Origin of the sequence: Corynebacterium accolens (genome assembly GCF_023520795.1) — a bacterium.
Classification (GTDB): domain Bacteria; phylum Actinomycetota; class Actinomycetes; order Mycobacteriales; family Mycobacteriaceae; genus Corynebacterium; species Corynebacterium accolens.
This window is the reverse complement of record NZ_CP046605.1, coordinates 641505-665952: the sequence shown is the minus strand read 5'-3', so window position 1 is coordinate 665952 and position 24448 is coordinate 641505. Positions and strand designations below refer to the sequence as shown.

General features: G+C 57.7%; 22 protein-coding genes. 13 read left to right on the top strand and 9 right to left on the bottom strand.

Annotated elements, in window-relative coordinates; translation table 11 throughout:
- Nucleotides 1-67 precede the first annotated feature (67 nt).
- Nucleotides 68-565: a DUF3499 domain-containing protein gene (locus CACC_RS03235; RefSeq protein WP_023016906.1), complete on the bottom strand. Its 498-nt coding sequence runs from the start codon at nucleotides 563-565 to the stop codon at nucleotides 68-70.
- 88 nt (nucleotides 566-653) lie between these two features.
- Here CACC_RS03235 and CACC_RS03230 point away from each other — a divergent pair, with 88 nt between their 5' ends.
- A complete protein-coding gene (locus CACC_RS03230; protein WP_005277486.1) occupies nucleotides 654-1130 on the top strand; it encodes a metallopeptidase family protein in 477 nt (158 codons plus the stop codon).
- Nucleotides 1131-1216: 86 nt separating this feature from the next.
- Here the strand turns inward: CACC_RS03230 and CACC_RS03225 are convergent, their stop codons facing one another.
- From CACC_RS03225 to CACC_RS03215, 3 genes are all read right to left on the bottom strand, one after another.
- On the bottom strand, nucleotides 1217-1510 hold the full coding sequence (locus CACC_RS03225; protein WP_005277485.1) for a WhiB family transcriptional regulator: 294 nt from the start codon (nucleotides 1508-1510) through the stop codon (nucleotides 1217-1219).
- A gap of 438 nt (nucleotides 1511-1948) precedes the next feature.
- Nucleotides 1949-3043, bottom strand: coding sequence for a mannose-1-phosphate guanylyltransferase (manB, locus tag CACC_RS03220; protein WP_035108329.1), 1095 nt, complete (start codon nucleotides 3041-3043; stop codon nucleotides 1949-1951).
- A gap of 93 nt (nucleotides 3044-3136) precedes the next feature.
- Complete coding sequence (locus CACC_RS03215; protein WP_005277483.1) at nucleotides 3137-4045, bottom strand: glycosyltransferase family 2 protein; 909 nt, start codon at nucleotides 4043-4045, stop codon at nucleotides 3137-3139.
- Between the two features lie 133 nt (nucleotides 4046-4178).
- On the opposite strand from CACC_RS03215, the gene CACC_RS03210 reads away from it, so the two are divergent.
- The 7 genes from CACC_RS03210 to CACC_RS03180 all read left to right on the top strand — a co-directional run bounded on the left by CACC_RS03210 (nucleotide 4179) and on the right by CACC_RS03180 (nucleotide 10998).
- On the top strand, nucleotides 4179-5810 hold the full coding sequence (locus CACC_RS03210) for an LCP family protein (RefSeq protein WP_005277482.1): 1632 nt from the start codon (nucleotides 4179-4181) through the stop codon (nucleotides 5808-5810).
- Nucleotides 5811-5835: 25 nt separating this feature from the next.
- Nucleotides 5836-6498 carry a TIGR03089 family protein gene (locus CACC_RS03205; protein ID WP_005277481.1) on the top strand — a complete coding sequence of 221 codons (663 nt, stop codon included), beginning with the start codon at nucleotides 5836-5838 and terminating at the stop codon, nucleotides 6496-6498.
- A gap of 28 nt (nucleotides 6499-6526) precedes the next feature.
- Entirely contained in the window at nucleotides 6527-7264 is a 738-nt protein-coding gene (locus CACC_RS03200) for a sulfite exporter TauE/SafE family protein (protein WP_005281740.1), read from the top strand.
- Nucleotides 7265-7453: 189 nt separating this feature from the next.
- Nucleotides 7454-8089: an ABC transporter permease gene (locus tag CACC_RS03195; protein WP_005277479.1), complete on the top strand. Its 636-nt coding sequence runs from the start codon at nucleotides 7454-7456 to the stop codon at nucleotides 8087-8089.
- Between the two features lie 2 nt (nucleotides 8090-8091).
- Entirely contained in the window at nucleotides 8092-9306 is a 1215-nt protein-coding gene (locus tag CACC_RS03190; protein WP_005277478.1) for an ABC transporter ATP-binding protein, read from the top strand.
- Nucleotides 9293-10045: an ABC transporter permease gene (locus CACC_RS03185; RefSeq protein WP_208854184.1), complete on the top strand. Its 753-nt coding sequence runs from the start codon at nucleotides 9293-9295 to the stop codon at nucleotides 10043-10045. The genes CACC_RS03190 and CACC_RS03185 overlap by 14 nt, the downstream gene beginning before the upstream one ends.
- Nucleotides 10042-10998, top strand: a complete 957-nt coding sequence (locus tag CACC_RS03180; RefSeq protein WP_005277474.1) for a glycine betaine ABC transporter substrate-binding protein — start codon at nucleotides 10042-10044, stop codon at nucleotides 10996-10998. Before CACC_RS03185 ends, CACC_RS03180 begins: the two co-directional genes overlap by 4 nt.
- 290 nt (nucleotides 10999-11288) lie before the next feature.
- On the opposite strand, the gene CACC_RS03175 is transcribed toward CACC_RS03180, so the two are convergent.
- From CACC_RS03175 to CACC_RS03165, 3 genes are all read right to left on the bottom strand, one after another.
- A complete protein-coding gene (locus CACC_RS03175) occupies nucleotides 11289-12611 on the bottom strand; it encodes an MFS transporter (RefSeq protein ID WP_005277473.1) in 1323 nt (440 codons plus the stop codon).
- 467 nt (nucleotides 12612-13078) lie between these two features.
- Entirely contained in the window at nucleotides 13079-14350 is a 1272-nt protein-coding gene (locus CACC_RS03170) for a threonine/serine exporter family protein (protein WP_208854186.1), read from the bottom strand.
- Between the two features lie 335 nt (nucleotides 14351-14685).
- Nucleotides 14686-15594, bottom strand: coding sequence for a hypothetical protein (locus CACC_RS03165; protein WP_005277468.1), 909 nt, complete (start codon nucleotides 15592-15594; stop codon nucleotides 14686-14688).
- A gap of 225 nt (nucleotides 15595-15819) precedes the next feature.
- Here CACC_RS03165 and CACC_RS03160 point away from each other — a divergent pair, with 225 nt between their 5' ends.
- A complete protein-coding gene (locus CACC_RS03160; RefSeq protein WP_005277466.1) occupies nucleotides 15820-17214 on the top strand; it encodes a GntP family permease in 1395 nt (464 codons plus the stop codon).
- Here CACC_RS03160 and CACC_RS03155 read toward each other — a convergent pair.
- Nucleotides 17211-17720 carry a gluconokinase gene (locus tag CACC_RS03155; RefSeq protein WP_005277464.1) on the bottom strand — a complete coding sequence of 170 codons (510 nt, stop codon included), beginning with the start codon at nucleotides 17718-17720 and terminating at the stop codon, nucleotides 17211-17213. The genes CACC_RS03160 and CACC_RS03155 overlap by 4 nt on opposite strands.
- 134 nt (nucleotides 17721-17854) lie before the next feature.
- On the opposite strand from CACC_RS03155, the gene CACC_RS03150 reads away from it, so the two are divergent.
- Nucleotides 17855-20440, top strand: a complete 2586-nt coding sequence (locus CACC_RS03150) for an AAA family ATPase (RefSeq protein ID WP_005277462.1) — start codon at nucleotides 17855-17857, stop codon at nucleotides 20438-20440.
- Entirely contained in the window at nucleotides 20424-21545 is a 1122-nt protein-coding gene (locus CACC_RS03145; protein WP_005277460.1) for a 5-methylcytosine restriction system specificity protein McrC, read from the top strand. Before CACC_RS03150 ends, CACC_RS03145 begins: the two co-directional genes overlap by 17 nt.
- A gap of 131 nt (nucleotides 21546-21676) precedes the next feature.
- Here CACC_RS03145 and uriH read toward each other — a convergent pair whose 3' ends face one another.
- Nucleotides 21677-22618, bottom strand: a complete 942-nt coding sequence (gene uriH, locus CACC_RS03140) for a uridine-preferring nucleoside hydrolase UriH (RefSeq protein ID WP_005277459.1) — start codon at nucleotides 22616-22618, stop codon at nucleotides 21677-21679.
- Nucleotides 22619-22768: 150 nt separating this feature from the next.
- On the opposite strand from uriH, the gene CACC_RS03135 reads away from it, so the two are divergent.
- Together CACC_RS03135 and CACC_RS03130 are read left to right on the top strand one after the other, a co-directional pair.
- Nucleotides 22769-23971 carry an amidase gene (locus CACC_RS03135; protein ID WP_005277457.1) on the top strand — a complete coding sequence of 401 codons (1203 nt, stop codon included), beginning with the start codon at nucleotides 22769-22771 and terminating at the stop codon, nucleotides 23969-23971.
- Between the two features lie 56 nt (nucleotides 23972-24027).
- Nucleotides 24028-24447, top strand: coding sequence for a nucleotidyltransferase domain-containing protein (locus CACC_RS03130; protein WP_050755814.1), 420 nt, complete (start codon nucleotides 24028-24030; stop codon nucleotides 24445-24447).
- Nucleotide 24448: the final 1 nt, after the last annotated feature.

Sequence of the window (24448 nt, the reverse complement as noted above, 5' to 3'; positions counted from 1 at the left end):
GTGCTCCTTCCGTGTCTGCGGCTAGGTAGCGCGAGTTTTCTCAGGCGCTGTGCTCAGCGCCCTTGCTTTAATCAGATTCGGTGTCCGTGTCCTGCCTCTCGGCAGAATTATCTTCGCTCTGCGCATCAGGAACGACGGACAGGTGAGCGCGGCGGGCCTTTTTGGCATAGGCCACGCGGCGGGTGCGAAATACCGGATGATTGGAATTGGCGGGATCAGCGCCATCGAAGGTGGCGGCGTAATCGATGGGATCTGCCCCGGAGCCGGCGCTGCGGTCATCGACAAGCCCAGTGGTCACCCTGCCATCTTCCTTGACCGCCTGGGCCAGGGCCATAAGGTCGTCATCCTCGTCGAGCTCGATGCGGTCTACGCGCACCAGCTCCCAGCCCACCGGCGCGGAGATGCGGTCGCGGTGGGTGCTGCAGAGATCCCAGCTGTGCGGGTTATCCTCTTCTGCCAGCGGGCCAACCACGGCGGTTTGATCCGCGTATGCGTAGGTCAACGTCGCCACGGCGGGTCGGCCGCAGCCTGGGCGGGAGCAATGGCGAGATTCAGTCACGCGCATTAGTCTAAACCCTTGGTTGAGATTTAGATAGTACTTCCCCGGCGTGGCTGCACTTATTGCGCAACCTTAGAGCTTTAGAATCAACGCCATGACCGCTGCTCGCCCCCGCCCGCATATCCGCCCCGCCCACGATCGCCACGGGCGCGGCCTGCACGGGCCCCTTCTGCCGCAGCAAACCCCACGCTACCGCAGCGCCCGCGAGCTTTTCGATGCCGCCATCCTCGAGGCCTACGCACCCATTCAGCACGCCTTCGCCCCGCAATTGCGCGGGCTCGACCTTGCGGTAGACACCATCCCGCGCATGCGCCTTTCGGCGGATATGACGGTGCTGCCGGATGAAATCATTGCCGATGGCCCCGTGCCGCTCGGCCGCATCGTGCCCGCCGGTGTCGATTCCGCTGGTAGCCCTACCCGCGCCCGGCTCGTTATCTTCCGCATGCCCATTGAGCAGCGTGCCGTGACCTCCGCCGAGCGCGCAGAGCTCCTCGGCACGGTCATTACCGCCCTGGTGGCCAATTACTTAAACCTCGCCCCAGAGGAGGTAGACCCGCGCTATAGCTGGTAGGGACACTTTTCGCACCACAGAGAAAACTCTAGCCCTTGGCCACACCACGTAGGTCGCAGCCAAGGGCTAGAGCACACACAACTTAATTAACCAATCTCGCGCTTGAGGCGGCGGCGTTCGCGGTCCGAAAGCCCGCCCCAAATTCCGAAGCGTTCATCGTGCTCCAGCGCGTATTCCAGGCACTCATCGCGCACCGCGCAGGCTTGGCAGATACGCTTTGCCTCACGGGTGGAACCTCCCTTTTCGGGGAAGAATGCCTCTGGATCCGTCTGCGCGCACAACGCTTGATCCTGCCACTCCTGCTCGACGGCACCGAAGAGTTCATCGAGCGATACCTCTGCAGCAGCACCGCCACGGAGAATGGCGTTGTTATTAGCCATTTTGTCCACGCCTTTTCCTTTCTCCGAGGTTGGGTAATCCTAATCAATGCAACCGACTGTACACGAGGCTGAAGTGCGGCTGAATCGCCGTCAATCCTCGAGCCAATCCGTAAAAACGGGTGTGTCGGTCGCCGTTTCTTGCACTGATGTAATTTCACACCGGATCACTAAATATCGTCAACCTGAATTAGTGCCTTTTTCGCGCTTTATCGCAAAAACGCTGCACACGATCCCCATCCGTCACATTAGTAACACCCGGTGCTATCCGGGGGTATAGGTAGGGGGTACTATATATAGTGGTGCCCGGTTTTTCTGTCAACAATTTTCAGGAAGTGTCGGCGTGTCTCCCAAAATCTCAGCCGGGCAGGGATCACAAAGCCCTCCACACCGCGCTCGTGGCCGAGCTGAAAGCGGTGCGGAGGGTAGGTGGTGGGTGCTTTAGGCGTCAGAGCTAAAGCGAATGCCGGCATCGGGGATGGTCACACCAGGAAATACCCGCATGCCGTCCACGAGCTCGCAGCGGGCGCCAACGTGGGCGCCTTCGCCAATGACGCAGTTTTCGATGACCGCATTGGCGCCAATATGCGCGCCGGAGGCGATGATGGAGTTGTGGATGATGGCGCCTGGTTCGATGCGCACGCCATCAAAGACCACGGTCCCCTCGAGGCGGGAACCGGCGCCCACCTCGGATCCGCGGCCCACCGCGGTGCCAGATAGCAGCAGCACGCCGCCGGCAATACCCGCAGAGGATTCCACGAGGGATTCGCCGGTGCGGCCTTCCAAGAGCGGCGATGGCGCGATGCCGCGCACCAGGTCGGAGGAACCGCGGGTGAAGTCATCGGGGCGGCCCATATCGCGCCAGTAGGAGTTATCGACGTGGCCGACGACCAGGCGGCCATCGGCAAGCAAGCCCGGGAAGGTCTCACGCTCGACCGAAACCACGCGGCCTGCCGGGATGGATTCGATGACGGAGCGGTCAAAGACGTAGCAGCCGGCATTGATCTGGTTGGTTGGTGGATCCTCGGTCTTTTCCAAAAAGGCCGTGACCCGGCCCTCAGAATCCGTGGGCACGCAGCCAAAGGCGCGCGGATCCGCCACGTTGAGCAGGTGCATGGTGACATCGGCACCCTTGTTGTGGTGCGTGGTCAAAATGCCCTCTAGATCCATGCCGGAGAGCACGTCGCCGTTGAAGACCATGACGGTGTCATTGCGCAGCTTGTCATAGACGTTGCGGATACCGCCGCCGGTGCCCAGCGCGGTTTCTTCCACCACGTATTCGATGTCCAGGCCAAGCTCAGAGCCATCGCCAAAGTATTCCTCAAAAACCTCTGCCTTGTACGAGGTGGACATCACCACGTGCTCAATGCCCGCTGCCTTGATGCGGGCGAGCAGGTGCTGCAGGAACGGGTAGTTCGCCGTCGGCAGCATGGGCTTGGGCGTACCAATGGTCAGTGGGCGCAGGCGAGTTCCGCGCCCGCCCACCAAAATCACCGCATCGGTGGTGGCACCATAAGTAGTGGCTGCTTCAGTCATAGTCATCCTTTGTATGCAGACAATCTTATTCTGAGGTTTTTCGAGGGTCAGTGTATGCGGCCGCGGCCAGAAACCAGGTCAACGGCACGCGCTTCAGGCTTCCGAATCTTTGGCGGTACTGGCACGAGCGGCCGTTACCGCTCCCCGCACCCGCAAGCCCAGCCACAGCGCGGCGCGCAGCGGGGCCTGCCACCACGCCGGGTGGCGGTCCGCCTGGAAGCGGTACGCGGAACTGTGGTGCGCGCGCAGCATCGCCCCGGCGTGCGCCTGGGTGGAATGCCCCTTGGCGTGGCTAATGACGGCTTCCGGGCAGAAAATATTTTGATACCCGGCGCGCGCGAAGCGATCGCCCAAGTCCACATCCTCCAAGTACATGAAGTAGCGCTCATCAAAACCGCCGATGGCATCGAAGGCCTCCCAGCGCACCAAGAGGCAGGATCCGGATAACCACCCGGCGGGGCGTTGGACGGACATATCGGCATCATTGCGGTACGTGCGCGTCCACGGATTAGAGGGCCACAGGTTAGAAAACAGCGCGTGGCCGATGCCGGTGGATATATTCGGCACCGACCGGGCGGACGGATAATTGCTGCCGTCTGGTTCCACGATGCGCGGGCCTACCGCTGCAGCATCCGGCCAGCGGCGCGCGCACGCGATCATCTGGTCAATCGCGCCTTTACTAAAGGTGACATCCGGGTTAGAGATAAGGAAGAACTCATCGTCTACGCGCCGGTTCTCCCGCACCCACCGCGCGCCGGCGTTCATGCCAGCGCCGTAGCCAATATTGCCGCCAGTATCGAGGAAGTCCACCCCTTCCCTTTCCGCCGCGGCGGCTTCGGGGATGCCATCGGTCGAGCCATTATCCGCCAGCACCACCTGGGCGCCTTGGTCGCTGGCGTCCGGCAGGGAGCCTATAAAGCGCGCCAAGTACTCACCGGGGTTATAGGTCACGGTGATAATGGCGAGCGGAGCTGTAGTTTCAGTAGTCACAATGGACCCCAAGCTTAGTCACGCCAGGGGCTGTGTCCGGAGACAGACACTGTTCAATTGCGCGAAACTGGTCACGGATCCCTAATTTTGGCGAGATCTCCCCTAAACTGTCTCCAGATCCCCGGAAAGTAGAAAGCCTTCACTTGTGACTTCTGAGAACACTCGCCGGGCGCGCAATATCCAACCCGCGCCCTCTGCCGCTAGCGCGGTTAAGCAAAAGGGTTCCACGGCCACCAAAACCATCGTGGCTGTTATTTCTGCCCTCATCCTAGCTGTCTCCGGCGTGGGCTACGCCACGGTGGGGCGCCTGGATACGGGCATGTCCTCCGCCTCAGACTTATCTTTGGGCGAGGATGGTCTATCCGATCCTTCCTTGGACGGCGCCGCCGATATCTTGCTCGTAGGCAAGGACTCGCGCACCGATGCCCAGGGCAATCCGCTCTCTGAAAAGGAGCTGGCGGATCTCCACGCCGGCGTTGCCGAGGGCGAGGAAAACACCGACACCATCATGCTCGTGCGCATTCCGGAAGACGGCTCGCGCGCTACCGCGGTATCCATTCCGCGCGATACCTATGTCAACGATCCGGACTACGGCAATATGAAGATCAATGCCGTCTACGCCTCGCACAAAAACGACAAGGTCCAAGAGCTCCAGCAGGAAAACGCCCAGGCGGAGGCGCAGGGCGAAAAGGCACCGTATACGGATAAGGACATCGAAAAGCGCGGCGTAGAAGCCGGCCGCGAAGGCCTGCTGAAGATGGTGCACTCCCTGACCGGCGTATCCATTGACCACTACGCCGAGGTGGGCCTGCTGGGCTTTACGCTGCTTACTGATGCCGTCGGTGGCGTCGAGGTCTGCCTCAACGAGGACGTTGAGGACGAGATGTCCGGCGCCAATTTCCACAAGGGCACCCAAACCCTCGACGGTGCGCAGGCGCTGACCTTCGTGCGCCAGCGCTATAACCTGCCGCGCGGTGACCTCGACCGCATCGTGCGCCAGCAGGCGTATATGGCCTCGCTGGTCAATAAGGTGCTCGATAATGACACTCTGACCAGCCCATCCAAGCTCTCCAAGATTGCCAAGGCCGTGGAGCGCTCCGTGGTCATCGATGACGGCTGGGACATCATGGGCTTTGTCACCCAGCTAGCAGGCCTGGCCGGCGGCAATGTCACCTTTACCACCATTCCGGTGACCTCCATCGATGGCCGCGGCGATTACGGCGAATCCATCGTCACCATCGATACCAATGAGGTCCACCGCTTCATGGAGGATCTGGCCATGTCGCACGAGGAAGCTGAAGAAGACGCGGCCCACAAGGAGGAAAACGCCGAAAACGCAGCGGAGCATGATGCCGATATCAACTCCGATAACGAGGTCCACGTCCTCAATGCCGGCAATATCGATGGCTTGGCCGCTGGCATCGGCACCTGGCTGGAAAACACCGGCTATACCGTCGAGCGCTCCGCCAATGCCCAGCCCGGCATCTACTCTGAGTCCCAGGTCGTTGCCGCAGACCCGGAGAGCGAAGATGCCAAGAAGCTGGCGGAAAAGCTCGGTGGCCTACCGGTGGTAGAAAACCCGCAGCTCGATGCCAATACCTTGCTCGTCGTGGCCACCGACGACTACCAGGGCCCTTCCGATGAGGAAGCCAGCGCCGAGGAATCCGCGGCCGAAGAAGATACCGACCTGGTAGGAACCCCGGGCAATGACTTCGGTGCCAACAAGGTTGCCCCTGAAATCGACGCCGGCGGCGACGGTCCGCGCTGCGTGAACTAAGCAGGCTGGCCTACGATGGGCGGGTATGGAACTACTCGCCCATCTTTTAAACGCCGATGCCGCCACCCCGCGGCTGACTGTTTATAACGAATCCACCGGCGCGCGCATGGATTTTTCCGCCCAGACGCTCGATAACTGGGTGGCCAAGATCGCCAATATGTTGGAAGAAGAGCTCGACTTGGAGCCGGATTCCACCATCGCCATCGACGTGCCCACCTCGTGGCAGGCCGCCGTCATTGCTTTAGGCGCCCTCGCCGCCGGGCCCAGCTTTGATTTCGGTGAATCGGCCGCGCTTGCCGATGTCGTCTTTACCTCCCCCTCCCGCTACCTCGCCGCCCAAGAGCACCAGCCGCAGGCCGATATCGTGCTCATCAGCGACGACCCCTTTGGCCGCGGCATCGTTGAATCCGGCGGGGAACTGCCCACCGGTGCCATCGACTTCGGCCCCACCGTCCGTTTTTATGGAGATCAGTACTTTGGTGAAACCCAGCCCCTGCCGGAATTGGTGACCCCGCCCGGCTGCGCCGAGCGGCTGCTATCTACCGGGTGGAGCGATAAATCTTCCTTCACCCGCGCCGTCCTCGAGCCCTTAGCGGCCGGCGGCTCCGCCGTCATCGTCGCTGGACTCTGCCCCGCGTCCCGCCTGGATGAAATTGCAGCGAATGAGAAAGTAACCGCCCGGCTCTAGGCCAAGTGCCCTATACTTGCCTTCCATCATGTTCTTGGGAATCTCTTCAGACGCGTGGGTCTACATCTTTATTGGTGTGCTCATTTTGGTCGGCACTATCACTCAGGGCTCGATCGGCTTTGGGCTCGGCACCATCGCCACTCCCATCATCGCGCTCTTGCGCCCGGATTTAGTCCCCACGCTCATCTTGCTCCTCGCGCTGTGCATTTCCATCTACACGCTGGCGCGAACCTACCGCGAAACCTCATGGCGCTTGGTCGGCATATCCGTCATCGCCCGCATTCCGGGCTCGTTCGCCGGCGCGTGGGCAATCGCATCCCTCTCACACGATGGCCTTTCCATCTTCATCGGCTGCGCCGTGCTCTTGGCGATGTCCCTCTCCAGCCTCGGCTGGAGCCCCGAGCCCACCAGGCGCAATACCGTTCTTGCCGGCCTTACCTCCGGATTCCTGGGAACCTCTACCTCCATCGGTGGCCCACCGATGGCGCTGATTATGAAGCGCTTCGACCCACAGCGCACGCGCGGCAGCCTCGCCGGCACCTTTGTGATCGGTACCGTCATGTCCCTTATCATCCTAGGCTTTAATGGCCAGGTGACCCAGCCACAGGTCTACGCCGCCGCGGCCTATAGCCCGTTAGTAGTCGTCGGCTTATTCATTGCCAACTACCTCAACCACTTCATCGATACCAAGCGCCTGAACCGCATCGTCACAGTGGTAGCTATTACCGCTGCCCTGGCACTTATCGGCCAAGTGCTGTTTTTCTAGGCCGCCACTAAGACCGGTATTACCTCGTGCTCACTGCCCCCGGTTTTGTGCCCAGCCTGTCACGCTATTGTTTCGCGCGTAAAAAGGCTTGTACGCTAGAAGCACATCATCAGCGCAGAGGAAGGACCAGAGAGTCTGTGCCCCTAATAAATTTCCCTGCGCCCTATTCTCTTTCTTTTAGGTGATGAAATGAACGAATTTATCGCTGCGCGCTGGCAGGATATCCTTTTCCGCAGTTACCAGCACGCAAGCCTTGTCATCCAATCAGTTGCCGTGGCCCTGGTCATCGCGTTGATTATTGCCATCTTTGTGGCCCAGCGCCCGCGCGGTGCGGCTATCGCTAATGCCTTGACCTCCATTGGCCTGACCTTGCCATCGCTGGCGCTCCTTGGTCTTGCCATCCCGCTGTTTGGCATCGGCACCATACCGTCGGTTGCCCTCGTGGTCTTTTATGCCGTCCTTCCCATCCTGCGCAATGCGATCGTCGGCTTGCACACTGTCAGCGACGATGTCATCGAATCCGCCCGCGGGCAGGGCATGAGCTCGACGGCTATCCTCTTCCGCATCCGGCTGCCGCTGGCCTGGCCGGTGATTATGACCGGCATTCGCGTCTCCACCCAGATGTCTATGGGTGTTGCCGCCATCGCCGCCTACGCGCTCGGCCCAGGACTGGGTGGATATATCTACTCAGGGCTCAGCCAAATCGGCGGCACCAACGCACTTAATTTCACGCTGGTGGGCACCATCGGCGTCGTCATCATTGCGCTCATTGTGGATGCGATTCTCGCAGGAATCCAAAAATTGACCACCCCGAAAGGTATCTAAGAATGTCCGATTCAACGCACGCATCATCCACACGCTCTGCGGACGCGAGCAATAGCGGTGCCAGCATTGTCTTCGATCACGTCACCAAGGCCTATTCGGGCCAAGACTCCCCCGCCGTGGAGGACCTTTCCTTCGAAATTCCGGCAGGCGAGCTGGTCGCTTTCGTCGGCCCGTCTGGTTGCGGTAAGACCACCTCGCTAAAGATGATTAACCGCTTGGTGGAGCCGACCCGCGGCACCATTTATATCGATGGCGAGGATGCCACCAAGAAAAATCCCACGCAGCTGCGCCGCGATATTGGCTACGTCATCCAAGGCGGCGGCCTCATCCCGCACATGTCCGTCGCGGATAATATTGCGCTTGTGCCCAAGCTGAAGAAGTGGAAGGCCGATAAGATTGCTCAGCGCACCGATGAACTTTTGGATATGGTCGGGCTCGATCCTGCAACCTACCGCGATCGCTTCCCCAGCGAGCTATCCGGCGGCCAGCAACAGCGCGTCGGCGTCGCCCGCGGCCTAGCTGCGGATCCGCCGGTGGTCTTGATGGACGAGCCTTTCGGCGCGGTCGACCCCATCACCCGCACGCGCCTGCAGGATGAATTGGTCAATATCCAGTCCGAGCTGAAAAAGACCATCATCTGCGTCACGCACGATATCGATGAGGCCATCAAGCTGGGCCACCGCATCTTCATCTTTGAGCCGGGCGGGAAGATCAGCCAGTACGATACGCCCGAAAATATCCTCGCCGCGCCCGCGAATGACTTCGTGGCCGACTTCATTGGTTCCGGCTCTGCCCTAAAGCAGCTCAGCCTGCGCCGCGCGGACGAGCTGGAGCTTGCGGATCAGGCAACCGCGCGCATCGGTGAATCCACAACCGAGGCCCTAGCGCGCCTGCGCGAAGCCGGCGAAGAAATGGTGGTCATCGTCGATGACAAGGGCCATCCCCGCGACTGGATCTTCGCCCGCCAGCTCGAGCGCTACGAGACCATTCCGGAGCCGCAGTTCGAGCTCAACTCCGTTGTGGATGCGCACTCTACGCTAAGCGATGCCATGTCCGCCATGCTTGCTTCCTCCCACAGCGGCGCGCTTGTTACCCGCCGCGGTGAATTCGTGGGCGTTTTGTACTACGAAACGGTCACGGATTATATCCAGCAGATGAATGCCGCCGCCCAAGAGGCTTTAGATGACCAGGAGGTGGATTCCGGTGGAGAAATTTAAGCGCCTGACCGGTGAAGACCGCCTCCTTATCATCGGCATCCCCATCCTGGTCGTACTCACGGTGGGCGGCTGGCTCATCTGGCACGCCACGGCCGAGCTGGATGATATTGAAGAGCGCACCCTGCAGATTAGTTCTGTGCTCACCATGACCCGCGAGCATTTAGTCCTCGTGGTCATCTCCGCGCTGCTGGTCATCGCCACGGCCGTGCCGCTGGGCATCGTGCTAACGCGCAAGTCCACCAAGTTCATGGCGCCGATTATCACCAGCATCGCGAATATTGGACAGGCCGCGCCCGTCGTCGGTGTCATCGTCCTATTGGCCATCTGGCTCGGCTTTGGCGAGCCTGTGGCCGTCCTCGGCCTCTGGTTCTATGCCTTCTTGCCGGTGCTCGCCAACGTGATTGCGGGTTTGCGGGGTGTGGATAAGCAGCTTGTCGAGGCCGCCTACGGCCTCAGCATGTCACCAATCCAAGTGCTCACCAAGGTCGAGCTGCCCATGGCCCTGCCGGTCATCATGACCGGCATCCGCACCTCCCTGGTGCTCTTGGTCGGCGCCGGTGCGTTTGCCACCTTTATTGATGCCGGCGGCCTCGGCGGGCTGATTACCACCGGTATTACCCTCTACCGCAACCCTATTCTCATCTCTGGCGCGGTCCTCATCGCCGCCTTAGCCTTAGCGGTCGAATGGGTGGGCCGCGTTCTTGAGGTTGTCTTCGCCCCGAAGGGAATGATCAAATGAAACGCCTCCTCGCAACACTTGCCGCCGCAAGCACCTTCTTCCTCGCTGGGTGCGGCCTCGGCACCGCCGGTGGCCTCATCCCGAGCGGACAGTTAAAGGGCGACCTGGCCGATATCGACTTGGACGGCGCCAATATTTCCATCGGTTCCAAAAACTTCACCGAGCAGGTCATCCTGGGCAAGATTGGTGCCATCCTCTTGGAATCCGCAGGTGCCAACGTAAAGGACCTAACCAATATCCCCGGCTCTACCTCGGCGCGCCAAGCGCTGGAGGTCGGCGATATGGACTCCATGTTTGAATACACCGGTACCGCCTGGATTACCTACCTGGGCAACGCCGATCCGGTCCCCGGCTCGCAGGAGCAATACGAGGCAGTGAAGGAGGCCGATAAGGACCATGGACTTACCTGGCTACCCCCAGCGCCGATGAATAATACGTACGCGCTGGCCATTAGCGAGCAGTCCCACGCACAGTACGGCCTCGAATCGCTGGCCGATATCAAGGGAGTTCCCGCCAACGAGCAGACCTTTTGCACCGATAGCGAATTCTTAGCCCGCAATGACGGCCTGCTTACCATGTTGGATAGCTATGGCATTGAACAACCACCGCGCGACCGCATCAGGATTATGGATTCCGGCGCCGTCTATGCCGCCTTGAATAAGGGCGAGTGCACCCTCGGTTCCATCTTTGCCACCGATGGCCGCATTAAGTCCTTAAACCTCACCGTGCTGGAGGACCCTGAGCTCTTCTTCCCCAAGTACAACCTCGCCCCGGTTGTGCGCACCGAGGTCTTGGAAGAATACCCAGAGATCAAGGATCTCTTCGCTCCCCTCGCGAAACTCCTGACGGATGAGAAGATGCAGGAGCTCAATGCCCGCGTGGACGTCGACGGTGAGGACTACACCGCCGTGGCACAGGATTTCCTCATCGATGAAGGCCTGCTAGAAGGATAATCTTTGAGGGCCGCTTACCAGCGCAAATGGATTTACAGGAAACTTTCAGTATTTTTCAGCGACCTATCAGATAGATTCCATTGCTGTTCCAGCCGCGTGCCCCATACTTAAATCATGCGTTTGAGAGAGCGCATACGAGAGAGATAGAGAGAACCCCTCAGTTTCCAGAGGGCGGTGAAAACCGATACATGGAAACACCCTTGTAGAGAGAGACGCCAGCGGCACTCGGAACCGAAAGGAACCGGGTGCCGCTGGCGTTTTACTAGTTCTACAGGCATAACCCGCGCGGGTTATGCCACCAGCTTGTTCTTGCGCGGCGCGAAGAGCACGGCAGTACCCGTCACGATCGCCGCAGCCACCAGATAAAAGGCCGGGGCTAGTTTATTTCCGGTGGTATCAATCAGCCACGTCGCGATCATCGGGGCAGTACCGCCGAAGATGGCATTGGCAGTATTAAACGTCAGCGCGAAACCAGACAGGCGCACATGCGTGGGGAACTGCTCGGAAAGGAAGGAGGGCAAGACGCCATCGTTAAGCGCCAGCACCCCACCCAGGCACACCTGAATGATGATGACGAGCAGAATGCCTGCGCCATCGAGAAGCATGAATGCCGGAATGATGGCAAGGCCCATAAAGAGCGCGGCGCACAGCATGGTGGTGCGCCGTCCCAGGCGATCAGAGAGCAGGCCGGTCAACAGCGCAAAGCCCACGTAGAACGCGGAGGCCACCGAAGACGCGATAAACGCCGGAGTTTCCGCCATGCCCAGCTCCTCCGAAAGATAGGTGGGCAGGTAGGTCAAGATGACGTAGAAGCCAATCGCGTTGAGCACCGCGCCGGCAAAGGCAATGGCCAGGGCCTTGGGGTATTTCAGCACCTGGCGCAGGGGCGAAAGTTCGGTGTCCGCGTGCTTTTCAAAGCGGTTGGATTCCTCCGTATGGCGGCGGATCCATAAGCCGTACAGGCCGAGCGGCACCGCCACTAGGAAGGGCACGCGCCAGCCCCAGGAATGCAGGGCATCATCATCGAGCACACCGGTAAGAAAGGCCGCGATGAGCGAGCCCAAGAGCAGCCCGGATGCGGTTGCCGATGGCACTACCGCAGCATAAATCCCGCGTTTTCCAGGTGGGGCAATCTCAGCCAGGTGCGTGGCGGCGCCGGCATATTCACCGGCGGCGGAAAAGCCTTGCACCATGCGGCACAGCAGGAGCAATAGCGTGGCGGCAAAGCCGATAGTGGCATACCCAGGCAATAGACCGATGCAGGCGGTCGCCAGCGACATCAGCACGATGGAATAGGTCAACGTGTGGATGCGGCCGTGCCTATCACCAATATGGCCCCAGACGATTCCACCGATGGGGCGCACCAAGAATGACAGCGCAAAGAGCGCAAAGGTCAAAATCAGCGCGCGGCGACCTTCCATTTCTGGGAAGAAGACGCGCGAGATAATCGCGGACATATAGATATAGGCCGCATAATCGAACCACTCAATAAACGTGCCGATGAATGCGGCCTTGATGGCGGAAACGCGCTGTTCATGTGAAGTGCCAGGAACGTCCACATCCGTTCGCGCAGATTCATCGCTCGCTGGCGGTGGGGCTATCAGAGGAGCCATGCTCCTCACCTCGTTTCTGTTGAGCTTCTTTCGCAAAAATGGCGCAGCATAGTCTGCACCCGTAGCGACGAGCCTACAGAATTTATTATGGTTTAGGTCACTTTTATGTGCCTTTATAGCCTCGCCGACACGCCTCGCTTGCCGATGTCTCCCTTCCCCACCCAACTCACAGCACTTAGCAGCAACCTTTCAGGCAGATACCATGGCGAGTCCAGCCGCGTGCCCCATACTTAAATCATGCGTTTGAGAGAGCGCATACGAGAGAGATAGAGAGAACCCCTCAGTTTCCAGAGGGCGGTGCACACCGATACATGGAAACACCCTTGTAGAGAGAGACGCCAGCGGCACTCGGAACCGAAAGGAACCGGGTGCCGCTGGCGTTTTACTAGTTCTGCGCTGTGGGGTGACGCTGCTGCCTTCTGCTACTGCCTGCTGTCTCTGGGCGCCCCACTGCTAGACCACCTGAACTAGATGGGCTTCTTCCGTGGGATCTCCTTATCGAAATCAATAAGGCGCCCCAGCGCCCAATCGCGGTCCGTCAGCAGACGAGCAAATACCATCCCTGCACCAATGGCGCCTACGACCATCAGACCGGTGGCCACATTCGCCACCGCCTGATCCATCTGGCCATCGTTGAGGTAATAGACCGCGCGGAACATCGTCACCCCGGGGATCATGATGACGGCGGCCGGCACGGTGGTGGTGATGCGCGGCAACCGCGCCTTTTGGGAGGCCACCGCACCCAAGAGCCCGATAATCAGCCCACCAATGAACGCCGCAAAGTAGATGGTCGTGCCCAGCTCAAGGAGGCCAAGGCGCACCGCGTTGGCCACGGTTCCCACGCTTGCAGCCACCAACACCATGCGGCGCGAGGAGTTAAAGAGGAAGGCAAAGCCCGCGATGCCGAAGAAACTGGCGACAGAAGCCAGCAGGTACCACCGCGTATCCGGTGCAGGAACCGGCGGATCCGGGCTGAGATCCGTTAGCCAACTGACCATGGAGACGGTAAACGTAGCGGTAAAGATGACCGTAAACGCATAACCCAGCCGGGCGATACCCGCATCAAAGTCAAAGCGCGCGATATCAATTAGGGCCGAGAACAGCGGGAACCCCGGAATCAAAAAGAGCACCGCCGCAACATAGCCCGAGGACAGCGAGCTCGGCTCTACTACCCCGGCAAATCCTAGGAGCTCGATGAGGATAAAAAACGTGATGCTGGCTGCCGCACCACCGGCGATGATCCCGCCAATTTGGTGCACATGCTGGTGCAGTACCTCATAGCGCACGAATTGTCCCACGAACGCTGCCAGCGCCACGAGGCCTACCGCCTGCACCGGAAAGAAGTTCAAGAAAGCAAACGCCGCGCACGCGACCGCTGCCGCCGTGGATAGGACCCACACGCTCCAGCGCTTTTTCACATCGCTTTCTATGGAATCGAGCATCCCCGAAAGCTCTTCCGCGGTAATGCCGGAATATAGGTGGTTATGGGTGAGATCCTCCAACGCCTCAATGCGGGAGGCATCGACGGCCGGCGAGTGCGTGCGCGCAATCACGGTGCGAAAGGAATCGCCCCGGTGAAAGGTACAGGTAATCTGGGTCAGCCCCACGTTGGCATCCAAGTGATCAAACCCCAGCGCGCGGGCGCTGCGCTTCATGCCGCGCAGCACGCGATAGCCTGATGTGCCCGCCCCCATCAGCATCATTCCGACGCGCAAGACGACGTCAGCTTCCACGCCCATCTGCCGGTGAAAATTCGGATCATACTGCGACGACAAATCTTCCACCTCTACCTCGCGGGAAAGCTGCGATCCAGGCCACTTCTCGGCGGCCATTGCCCCAGCTTCCACCCACATTTTGGCTATTTCTTCTACCTCCCAGACTAGCGCACCGCGTGCCTACCCCGTGATCTTCTTAGCCTGCACTAACTTTCAGGAAAATTTCAGCTTTTTTCAATGCCTATAACAGGATTTAGGCCCATACTTTCCTTAGCGTTTGAGAGAACGCAAGAGAGATAGAGAGAACCAGCTCCAGCGCCCTGCGGCCCTTCACTGCGGCCCGGGCGCTGGAGTTGTTTTTACTGCGCCATCTGGCTTGCGCACTGTTGCGTCCACCCAGTCGTCCCATCCGTGAAATAGGTGGTCCCTGGTTGCTGATTGGATGGGTCGCCACAGGAAGCAACTGTTTTATCGAGAGGGTGCGGATTCTCCACGCCAGGGGCTTGGGTAATTCCTACGACAGGCGCATCGCCAGCATTCTGGGGCGCATCGCCTTCCTGGTTGTTCGGGTTTACCTGCTGTTGTCCCCCACTATCTGTTCCCGATTTCGGCTGTGGGGCGGGCTGCTCAGCTTCGCCTGCGCGCTCTTGGGCAGGGTCATTCTTGGGGCTTGCTTCATTGGTTGGCTCCTGTGAAGAAGGCTCCGCTTCACCGCCGCTTTCCACCTTAATCTTGTAGCTCACCTCATTCGTGGCCTTAAAGTGCAGCATATTGGTGTCTTTAGAAACATCGAGGAAAGCCGTACCGTCGGCGCTGTAGCCTGGGAATTCATCCATGAGGTTGAGGTAGCTGCCATCATCGCAGCTGACTTCTGCCCGTGCATTATTAATTTTGTTGTCAGCGGTGCTTGCTCGCCACGGCATAGAGCTAAAGGGCGAAGTGAATCCGTCATCCGCGCCCTCAGGCATGGACGCGGAAATCTCTACCGCGACAAACTTCCCTTTCTTCGACTCGGTACTTGCGCAGTGCGCATCATCGATAATGTCGTTGATTTTCACGGTCATGCACGTGGTGTCATCATTGCCGCTGCACGGTACATCGAAGCTATCGCCCTTGCTTAAGGCTTGCGCAGCCTCTGAGGTAGAGGACGTCGCTTCCGATTGTGCACTGGTAGATGGTTCTGCAGCATCATCGCCGCCGGAAGAACACGCCCCGAGTGCCACCGCACCTGCCAATATCAATGCCGAAAAGCCAAGCTTGCGCTTCATAAAGGGTCCTTTCCAAAGGTGAGAGAGATAATTCCAATGTAGCCTTGTCTACTCATCCCAGGAAACCCGCGGCGGTTCACCTCCATCGGGTGTTGCGTCAGCCTCGTTTTCCGCGATTACCCACAGAACTCGTTCCAGGGCGAATTCAATACTGCTACCGTGACGGATTGATAAGGCTAATACGCCCTATTAAATTTCAAACGGATGCAAAGGATCCTTTAGCTCATGGATACTTGGGAGCCAACACTTTCTACTGGCCCACTCCTCGGAATCGCCATCGCCGCGATTGCATTAATCCTCGTGCTTGTCATCTATTTCAAGCTGCATGCATTTTTAACGTTGCTGGTGGTCTCCGCCCTGACGGCACTCGCGGCCGGCATACCGCTCGAGGGCATTGTCCCTACGATGACGGAAAGCTTTAGCTCCACCCTTGGCTCGGTGGCGCTTCTGGTGGGACTCGGCGCCATGATCGGCCGGCTCGTGGAGGCTTCCGGCGGTGCTCAGTCGCTTGCCGATGCCATGGTTCGCCGCTTCGGCGAAAACAAAGCGCCCCTTGCACTCGGCATCGCCTCGCTGATTATGGGCTTCCCTATATTCTTCGACGCTGGTCTTATCGTGATGCTGCCGGTTATCTTTGCCGTCGCCCGCCGCCTGGATGGCCCAGTCCTTGCCTTTGGCCTGCCGGCCGCTGGCGCCTTTTCTGTCATGCACGTCTACCTGCCACCGCACCCCGGTCCTGTCGCCGCCAGCGAATTCTACGGCGCCGACCTCGGATTGGTGCTGCTCGTCGGCCTGCTGCTGGCCCTTCCAACCTGGTATATCTCCGGCTACCGCTTCGGACTTTTTGCCGGAAAGAAGTTCCCGTTCAAGGTCACCGATGCCATCACCGGGCCTGTCCTTGAAAAGGAAGAACAACCCTTAAAACCAGCCTCCGCCGCCACGGTGATTTCCACCTTGCTCATCCCGATGGTGCTCATCTTCTTCAATACCGGGCTCAACGCTCTAGCTTCCTACGGCACCATCGATGCTGATGCCACGTGGGTCAGGTTCTTCGTCATGCTCGGCCAAACTCCAATCGCACTGCTGATTACGGTGCTTATCGCGCTGGTAGTCCTCGGCCTGCGCCGCGGCGAGGAAAAGACGGCTCTGGAAAAACTCGTTGACTCCTCGCTCGGCCCTATCTGTTCCGTCGTGCTCATCACCGGTGCGGGCGGCATGTTCGGCGGCGTGCTTCGCACCTCCGGCATTGGCGATGCGCTTGCCGATTCCCTCTCCGGCCTCGGCATCCCCGTCATCCTGGCCTGCTATCTCATCGCCGTAGCCCTCCGCCTGGCACAAGGTTCAGCCACCGTCGCGCTCACCACGGCTGCTGCCCTCATGGTCCCCGCCGTGGAAGCTGGCGGTTTCACCGAGCTCCAACTCGCACTCATCGTTGTGGCCACCGCCGCCGGTTCGGTCTTCGGCTCGCACGTTAACGATTCCGGCTTCTGGCTCGTCGGCCGTCTGATGGGCATGGACACGATGACAACGCTGAAGACATGGACCGTTAATCAGATGCTCATCTCCGTCATTGGCTTCGCACTCGTCCTAGTCCTCTACGGCGCGGCTGCAGTCTTTTAAGCGCCGGTCTTTATCCAGGCAGCAGCCTCTTCTGCAATATCTTCCGCTGGCCGCGTCACATCGAAGACGCGGCCAGTTTCGTCCTCTTCCAACGGTTCCAAGGTGTCGAACTGCGACTGCAACAGCGACGCTGGCATGAAGTGTCCCGGCCGGTGTTGCATCCGCTTATACAACACATCAAAGTCCCCGTGTACGTGCACAAACGCCACGCCTGGGCAGTACTGCCTAATCAGATCCCTGTACTTGCGTTTTAGCGCGCTGCACCCCACCATCGCACCTTCCGGCCTATCCGCCAGCCACTGACCGATCTGTTTTAGCCACGGCTCCCGGTCCTCATCATTCAGCGGCGTTCCCGCGGCCATCTTGTCGATATTTGCCTGCGTGTGCATATCATCGCCGTCGCGGTACTCTAGCCCGACCAGCGGCGACAGGGCCTCCCCCACCGTTGTCTTGCCAGAGCCAGAGACTCCCATGACGACGACGTGACGGAATTTGTTCTGGTCCATGGTGGCTCCTTGGGTTGGGGTTCTTTCTCTCGATTTTATCCCCGGCGGTTTCCAATTGAGCTACATCCGTACCGAGTGAATCGTTCTCCTACTATCATGAAAACGTCCCTGCTTTAACTTCTAAGGATGCTTTGATGAGTGACCCACAGCAAACCTTTTCTTGGAGAACTGTTCTTCCCATCGTCTTAGAAACGATGCGGGACGCGACACTGGTCTCTTATCCCGAGATTTTTGAACGCGTTCAAAAAATTGCTGAAGTGGACTTTCCAGAGCAAGCTCACCGGCAGCTCAAAAATAGAACCGCTGTGGAAGACCGGACGCGGTGGGCGGTATTCCACGCAAGAGAGATTGGCTTTGTCACTTCCTCTAAACCGGGTTCCTTTTCCTTGACCGCTGAGGGGGCCACTTGGCTTGCCTCCAACCCGTATCCCTTAAGCAAAGACCAAATTCGAGAACTCGGAAAACTTACTTCCAAAACAAATAAGCCACAAGCAGCCGATACAGGCCCGCAAGAACAAGTTCCTGAAGAATCCAGTGCGGATTTTTTCTGGGTACTGCGCGCCGGAAGCAATGGCGAACGCGAAAAGCAAGCATTAGCGTCCAACCAAGGTCTTCCCGGCATGGACTACGGCCCAGAGGTAAACCAGCAGGATAGTCTGGATGCCATCAAAGCCTCAATGGTTCGAGAGCACCCAGATCTCAAGGCACAAACGGCTACCAGCTACGCGTCTCAGCTCAATCGATTTAAAAACGAGATGCAGATAGGCGACTTAGTTCTGATGCCTAGCAAATTGCACCAAGGACGAGTTTATTTCGGCTATGTCTCCGGCAACTACGAATACCACCCAAATGATCCGAAGGATTTACGGCATGTTCGACCAATCAACTGGTCCAGCGATTTCTTCAACCGTGATGACCTAGGACTTGACCTTCAACGTTCTCTGGGTTCACTGCTTACTATTTGTCAGATTTCTCGAAATCATGCCTATGACCGTGTGGAATCAGTCATCCAGGGCATGGGAGATCCTGAATTTTTCTCTGAGACTCCATTATCCCCGTCATTTGATTGGCCGGATTTTTTCGAAGAATTCGCCACTAAGCTACTCGCCTTCAAAGACAACCGCGCTGAGCTACTGGAAAAGCTAAAAGAAACCGCTGAAATTTCAGGACGCCCGCTTCGGTTCAAGCATCTATGGAAATGGTCCATCGACGATGAAGAAGTGCCAGCTACTGACATGGATCCGTTTACTATCCTCGGAGTGTCAAACCGTCAGATTTCGGTGTCTAACAAACGGGCTATTTGCCAAGCCTTCAAAGCGGTTTTCGGAATTGAAGCCCCAGCACCAACAGATTTTTCTGGACTACCCCAACTAAATAACCTGCGCTCGTGTTTTACCACCAAACCCTCAGATGTTAAGAACCAAAAGTTTTGGGATAACAGCTGGAGTCTTTTCGAATCGGCAATCGGGTTAAGCCAGTCAGATACGCCAGAAAATAGAGCCAAGTTCATGCGCGATTTCGACGTGATGACTAAAGATCGATCGATCACGGCATACACCATGGCATTGTTTTGGGCGCGTCCACTCTACTTCCTGACTTTTGATTCAGTTATCACCAAGTATCTTGCCCAAGACTCCGCATTAGGAATCAATATTCAGAAGAATGTTTCAACGGGTAAAGATTATTTGCTCACGCTCGATGACATTCGAGAATGGCTTACTACCGCCGAGATCGAACCAGCCAACTTTCCCCGGTTGTCTTATGAAGCATGGGTTTTCAACCAAGAACCAACAGATGCTACTACCCAAACTGCAGAGTCTTCGTCGGAAGAAGACCCCTTTACCATCCCTAAACTAATAGAAGAAGGCTGTTTTATTCCGAAAGACGATCTCGAGCTTATGCTGGAGCGCCTGAAAGAAAAGAAGAATCTGATTCTCCAAGGACCACCGGGTACAGGAAAGACATGGCTTGCACGTCGCTTGGCATATATCTTGTGCAAGTCGGATGCAGAAGAACTAGTCACTTCTGTTCAGTTCCATCCTTCTACTTCATATGAGGACTTCGTTCAAGGCTTTCGCCCCAGCAGCAATGGAAAGCTTGAACTGAGAGACGGACCGTTCCTCCATGCGGTAGAAAAGGCTAAGGAAAACGACTCCAATCCACACGTAGTGGTAATTGAAGAGATTAACCGCGGCAATCCAGCGCAAATTTTTGGAGAGATGCTCACCCTCTTAGAAGCTGATAAGAGAAACCCCGAAAATGCACTTACCACGCTTTATAGCCAGGAAGGAGAAGCAATCTTCCTACCCGATAACTTTTATGTCATCGGCACTATGAACCAAGCGGACAGGTCACTTGCCATGGTAGATATGGCTTTACGCCGCAGGTTCGCCTTCGTAAATCTCGTTCCACAATTGGGATCCACCTGGCGCAATTTCTGTGTTTCCAACCGTAATCGCAATGGCCAAGCACTCACCGAAATTGCCCGGAGGATCGAGGAGGTTAATCAACTAATCCGCGATGATTTCAATCTTGGTGATGATTACCTCATCGGACATAGCTTTGTTACTCCGCGCCGAAAGCTAACAGACAGTTCTTACGAAGCCACTATTGAGTGGTTTAACCAGGTAGTGACCTCGGATCTTAAGCCGCTCATAGGGGAATACTGGTTCGATAATCCTTCGAAGCGCGAGCAGGCCCTCGATGTCCTCACAGGATAGTTCCATAAAACCGGAGGACATATACGTTCCGATCCGTAGTGTATGGATGCTCCAGCTATACGCTTCACAGACTTTCATTGATGGACACATATCCAATTCCTCCGTGGAAGAAGCGGGAGTTGAGCTTCCAGAGCTCATCGGAACAATGCTGTGTGACGCTGTAGAAAGGCGCTTTCGGAGAGAATTGAGCATCGGCTTTACCCTCACCGAACGAAATATAACCCGGGTGCGAGGCCGAATAAACATGTATGAAACCGCCCGCCACCAACTCTTAGAAAAGGGTCTCATTGCTTGTGAGTTCAATGAACTAACCATCAATAGCGAAATTAACCGATTCCTTCGTTACGCCCTCGAGTATGCAGGACATATCCTGTCAAACGTAGGTAGTGGTGACGCTGCGCACCGGTGCAAGATACTGGGTCAAAGACTTGCTCAAATGGGGGTTCCCGAGCCAAAAACGGCGGCTTTTCCTCGTGCCAGGCTTTCTCCTGCAGATAAGAAACCAGTTGCCGTGGCTAAACTGCTTCTGGAACTAGCCGTGCCCACTCGCGGAAACGACGCCCTTCCTCGGTTCAGCAGAAAACACTTCACGCAAGACGAACTCCGCAAGCTGTTCGAAAAAGCTCTATTCGGCCTGTTCCATTACCATCTCAGCCCTTTCGGCTGGAAAGTAAGCAGCGGTAAACGCTTAAATTGGAATGTTCAACAAGCTCCCAGCTATTTACCGAGCATGCAGACAGATATCATTCTGCGATCACCAGAAGGTGAAATTACAGTTATTGATGCCAAGTTCACGCATTTGTTCACTGAGAATCGCGTAGGAAACGAATCTATTAAAAGCTCTCATCTTTATCAGCTTTACGCATACTTACGCAGCCAAGAAACCTTCAGCGAGGAATGGGAAACCGCTCAGGGCATCATGCTTTATGCTTCCACGGGACAAAACCAAGCGGATGAGGCGTTATCGTTCTTTCTCGATGGGCACCCTGTAACTTTCGCTGGCATTGGTCTAGAAACCTCAATTCGAGAGTTTCGTGAGAAAGCACTTATGCTTGTGGCGCCAAATATCGGTTCCTTTCAAAAAGAATCTCACGAAATTGCTTAAAGACTCTCTGAAAGAGCACAATGCCAGACGAAGTGAATACAAGAGTACAAAACAGCCACGTTATGGCCTGAGACTAGTGATTCAGAGGCGATAATGTGGCTGTTTTTTCGGTTTTGACCGCAGTATGTGGTCTAGCCGAGATTTTTAAGGGCCTCGGTTACCAATTTCCAGAAGCCCACATGGTCCAGCTTGGTAGCGACCTGAGTATGGCAAGTGTCATCGGCGGGCTCCCGCAAATCAGTCACGGTCATGCCGGTGGTTAGTGCGCCGGCGAGCTCGACGTGCACGGGCGCCTTGCGCGTTTGCACGATGCTCGGATCGATGAGGTAGGCGATGGTGCACGGATCGTGAACCGGAGGATCCGTGAAGCCTTGGTTTTGCTGATACGCGTCACGAAAGAAGCCGAAGAGGCCGACAACAAAGTCCGACACGGGTGTATCCAATGACTTAATTTCGGCTTCGACCCCGGCTGTGGCCAGTGCCTGGTGGGTCAGATCTAGCCCCACCATCGTGACCGGCCACGGCTCTTCGAAGACGATATGTGCCGCCTCAGGATCAATCTTGATATTGAATTCGGCAACGGGGGACCAATTGCCTTCGTGGTAGCCGCCGCCCATAAGCACAACCTCTTTGACACGCTCTACGATGCGCGGTTCTTTGCGCGCGGCCATAGCGATATTGGTCAACGGACCCGTTGGAACCAAGGTAATGGTGCCGGGTTCGTGGGACATGACGGTGTCGATGATGAAGTCGATGGCGTGGGCATCGGCAAGCGCGGTGCTTGGGTCCGGAAGCTCGACGCCATTGACATCCATGCCGGTGGAGCCGTGGATAACCTCGGCAACTTCTACGGGGCGCACGAGCGGGCGATCGCAGCCGGCGTAGACCGGAATCTCCGGATGACCGGCGATTTCCTTGACGACCAGGGCATTGCGGGCGACCTTGTCCAAGGTCTGGTTGCCGCCGACGGTGGTAATGCCCAGCAGATCGATGTTGGGATTGCCCATAGCCAAGAGCAGGGCTACCGCGTCATCGTGGCCGGGGTCGCAGTCCAGAATAATTTTTCGCGTCATGTCTCGAGCCTACTTTTGGTCGGTGAAGACCGCCACGGTTTCAGCGTGTGGCATAGCTTCAATTCCTCCGTGCTCACCAGCTGTACCCTGGAAAGCAGCAAGTCACCCTGTAAACGGTATAAACCGTCGTGGAAAGGAATTCGCCCCGCCATGCCTTCAATTTCTGACCGCCTGACCCAGGCACAGCAAGATTTTAACGCGGTGATTTCCACCATTCCTTATGATGAGGATGCCGTAGATACTGCGCTTACGCTGCGCGGATTGCCTGTTGCTTTTAAAGACATCGTGGATATCGCCGGGGTGCCAACGACCTGTGGCACCAACGTTGATACGGGACCAGTTCCGACCAAGAACGCCACGGTGGCACAGCGGCTAATGGATGCCGGCGCGATTCCCGTGGCCAAGGCCAACCTCCAGGAATTTTCCTATGGCATCTTGGGTGATGCCTCCGCGTATGGCCGCGTCATCAATCCGCGCGATCCGCAGGTCTGCGGCGGCGGATCCAGCTCTGGGTCGGCGGCGCTAGTTGCGTCTGGGGCGCTCAAGCTCACGGTGGGTTCCGATAGCGCCGGTTCCGTGCGCGTCCCGGCCGCCAGCCAGGGCGTGCTGGGATTTAAGCCCACCACCGGTACGATCCCGCTCGATGGCGTCTTCCCCTTCGCGCCGAGCTTCGATTGCATCGGATTCTTCGCCACCTCCATAGAGCTCATCGAGCAGGCCCTGCTAGCCACGGTGAATGAAGAACCGACTCCGGCCGAGAACGTGGCCACCATGGATATTTCCGCATTGACGACCAAAGGTGAGCGCTTTGCTGGTCTGCTGTCTGCGCTGCAGGATTCCACGTTCGCAGCCGTGGAGCGCCTCGATTACTCCCAGCTCGAATCCACCATCGCTACCACCGCGAAGCTCTACGCGCCGATGCGCCTCAAGGAGGCTTACGACGTCCACCAGCCCTATCTTGACCAGCGGGATAAGTACCAGGGCGTCATCTTGGAGCGCGTCCTCGGCGGGCAGGATATTACTCAGGCAGACTACGACGCTGCAGCACAGCAGGTACAACAACTGCGCACGAAAGCACTAACGCTTGTCGATGCCTCCCCCATCATCCTCACCCCCACCCTCGACGCCGGCCCGATCAGGTGGGACGACATCACTGCAGAAAATACTGCGGATTCTGCTGCCAGCCTGCGCCGCTGGACCGAGCCATTCAATGTATTGGGCTGGCCGGCGATCACTGTCCCGCTGCGCACGACGGAGACCACGGGAGTGGGTGACGCGGTGCAGGTCATCGGCAATCCGGGCCAGGACCTCACCGTCTTGCGCGTCGCCCGCGAAATTCAGGCATTGCTTTAAGCACACCGCAATTCTGCGCGTCTCTGCCTGCTGAGGTCGTTGGTAAGGTGATGGTTATGAGCACTCCAGCACAGCTTGCCGCGCGGTTGCGCGCTGAGGCCGATAACGGGTCCTTGGAGTCATTCTGCTTGGATACCGGCATTGACCTGCTGGTTCTTTTTGGCAGCGCGCACGTAGATGCCACCAATGCGAATGATGTTGACCTTGCCTATTCGGTCGATTTCTCGCGCGCGAAAGCTGACCGGCCGAATGTGCTCGACGTTGCCACGGCGTTTTACTCCCGCTACGGCGACGGCATCGATCTCATGTGTCTGGATACCGCGGACACGGTGGCGCAGCATGAAGCTCTGCAAAAGTGCGAGCTCTTGGTCGATCCGTCCAATTCTAAGTATGGAACGCTGCAAATGATGGCGGCACGGGAGTACATCAATACGGCGTACCGCCGCGAGTTCGAGCTCAGGAGCTTAATGTCATGAG

Bases quoted from the DNA above. Each gene is read 5' to 3' on its own strand.
- CACC_RS03235 (WP_023016906.1), bottom strand. From the start codon at position 565: ATGCGCGTGACTGAATCTCGCCATTGCTCCCGCCCAGGCTGCGGCCGA.
- CACC_RS03230 (WP_005277486.1), top strand. From the start codon at position 654: ATGACCGCTGCTCGCCCCCGCCCGCATATCCGCCCCGCCCACGATCGC.
- CACC_RS03225 (WP_005277485.1), bottom strand. From the start codon at position 1,510: ATGGCTAATAACAACGCCATTCTCCGTGGCGGTGCTGCTGCAGAGGTA.
- manB (WP_035108329.1), bottom strand. From the start codon at position 3,043: ATGACTGAAGCAGCCACTACTTATGGTGCCACCACCGATGCGGTGATT.
- CACC_RS03205 (WP_005277481.1), top strand. From the start codon at position 5,836: ATGGAACTACTCGCCCATCTTTTAAACGCCGATGCCGCCACCCCGCGG.
- CACC_RS03200 (WP_005281740.1), top strand. From the start codon at position 6,527: ATGTTCTTGGGAATCTCTTCAGACGCGTGGGTCTACATCTTTATTGGT.
- CACC_RS03195 (WP_005277479.1), top strand. From the start codon at position 7,454: ATGAACGAATTTATCGCTGCGCGCTGGCAGGATATCCTTTTCCGCAGT.
- CACC_RS03190 (WP_005277478.1), top strand. From the start codon at position 8,092: ATGTCCGATTCAACGCACGCATCATCCACACGCTCTGCGGACGCGAGC.
- CACC_RS03180 (WP_005277474.1), top strand. From the start codon at position 10,042: ATGAAACGCCTCCTCGCAACACTTGCCGCCGCAAGCACCTTCTTCCTC.
- CACC_RS03175 (WP_005277473.1), bottom strand. From the start codon at position 12,611: ATGGCTCCTCTGATAGCCCCACCGCCAGCGAGCGATGAATCTGCGCGA.
- CACC_RS03170 (WP_208854186.1), bottom strand. From the start codon at position 14,350: ATGGGCGTGGAAGCTGACGTCGTCTTGCGCGTCGGAATGATGCTGATG.
- CACC_RS03165 (WP_005277468.1), bottom strand. From the start codon at position 15,594: ATGAAGCGCAAGCTTGGCTTTTCGGCATTGATATTGGCAGGTGCGGTG.
- CACC_RS03160 (WP_005277466.1), top strand. From the start codon at position 15,820: ATGGATACTTGGGAGCCAACACTTTCTACTGGCCCACTCCTCGGAATC.
- CACC_RS03155 (WP_005277464.1), bottom strand. From the start codon at position 17,720: ATGGACCAGAACAAATTCCGTCACGTCGTCGTCATGGGAGTCTCTGGC.
- CACC_RS03150 (WP_005277462.1), top strand. From the start codon at position 17,855: ATGAGTGACCCACAGCAAACCTTTTCTTGGAGAACTGTTCTTCCCATC.
- CACC_RS03145 (WP_005277460.1), top strand. From the start codon at position 20,424: ATGTCCTCACAGGATAGTTCCATAAAACCGGAGGACATATACGTTCCG.
- uriH (WP_005277459.1), bottom strand. From the start codon at position 22,618: ATGACGCGAAAAATTATTCTGGACTGCGACCCCGGCCACGATGACGCG.
- CACC_RS03135 (WP_005277457.1), top strand. From the start codon at position 22,769: ATGCCTTCAATTTCTGACCGCCTGACCCAGGCACAGCAAGATTTTAAC.
- CACC_RS03130 (WP_050755814.1), top strand. From the start codon at position 24,028: ATGAGCACTCCAGCACAGCTTGCCGCGCGGTTGCGCGCTGAGGCCGAT.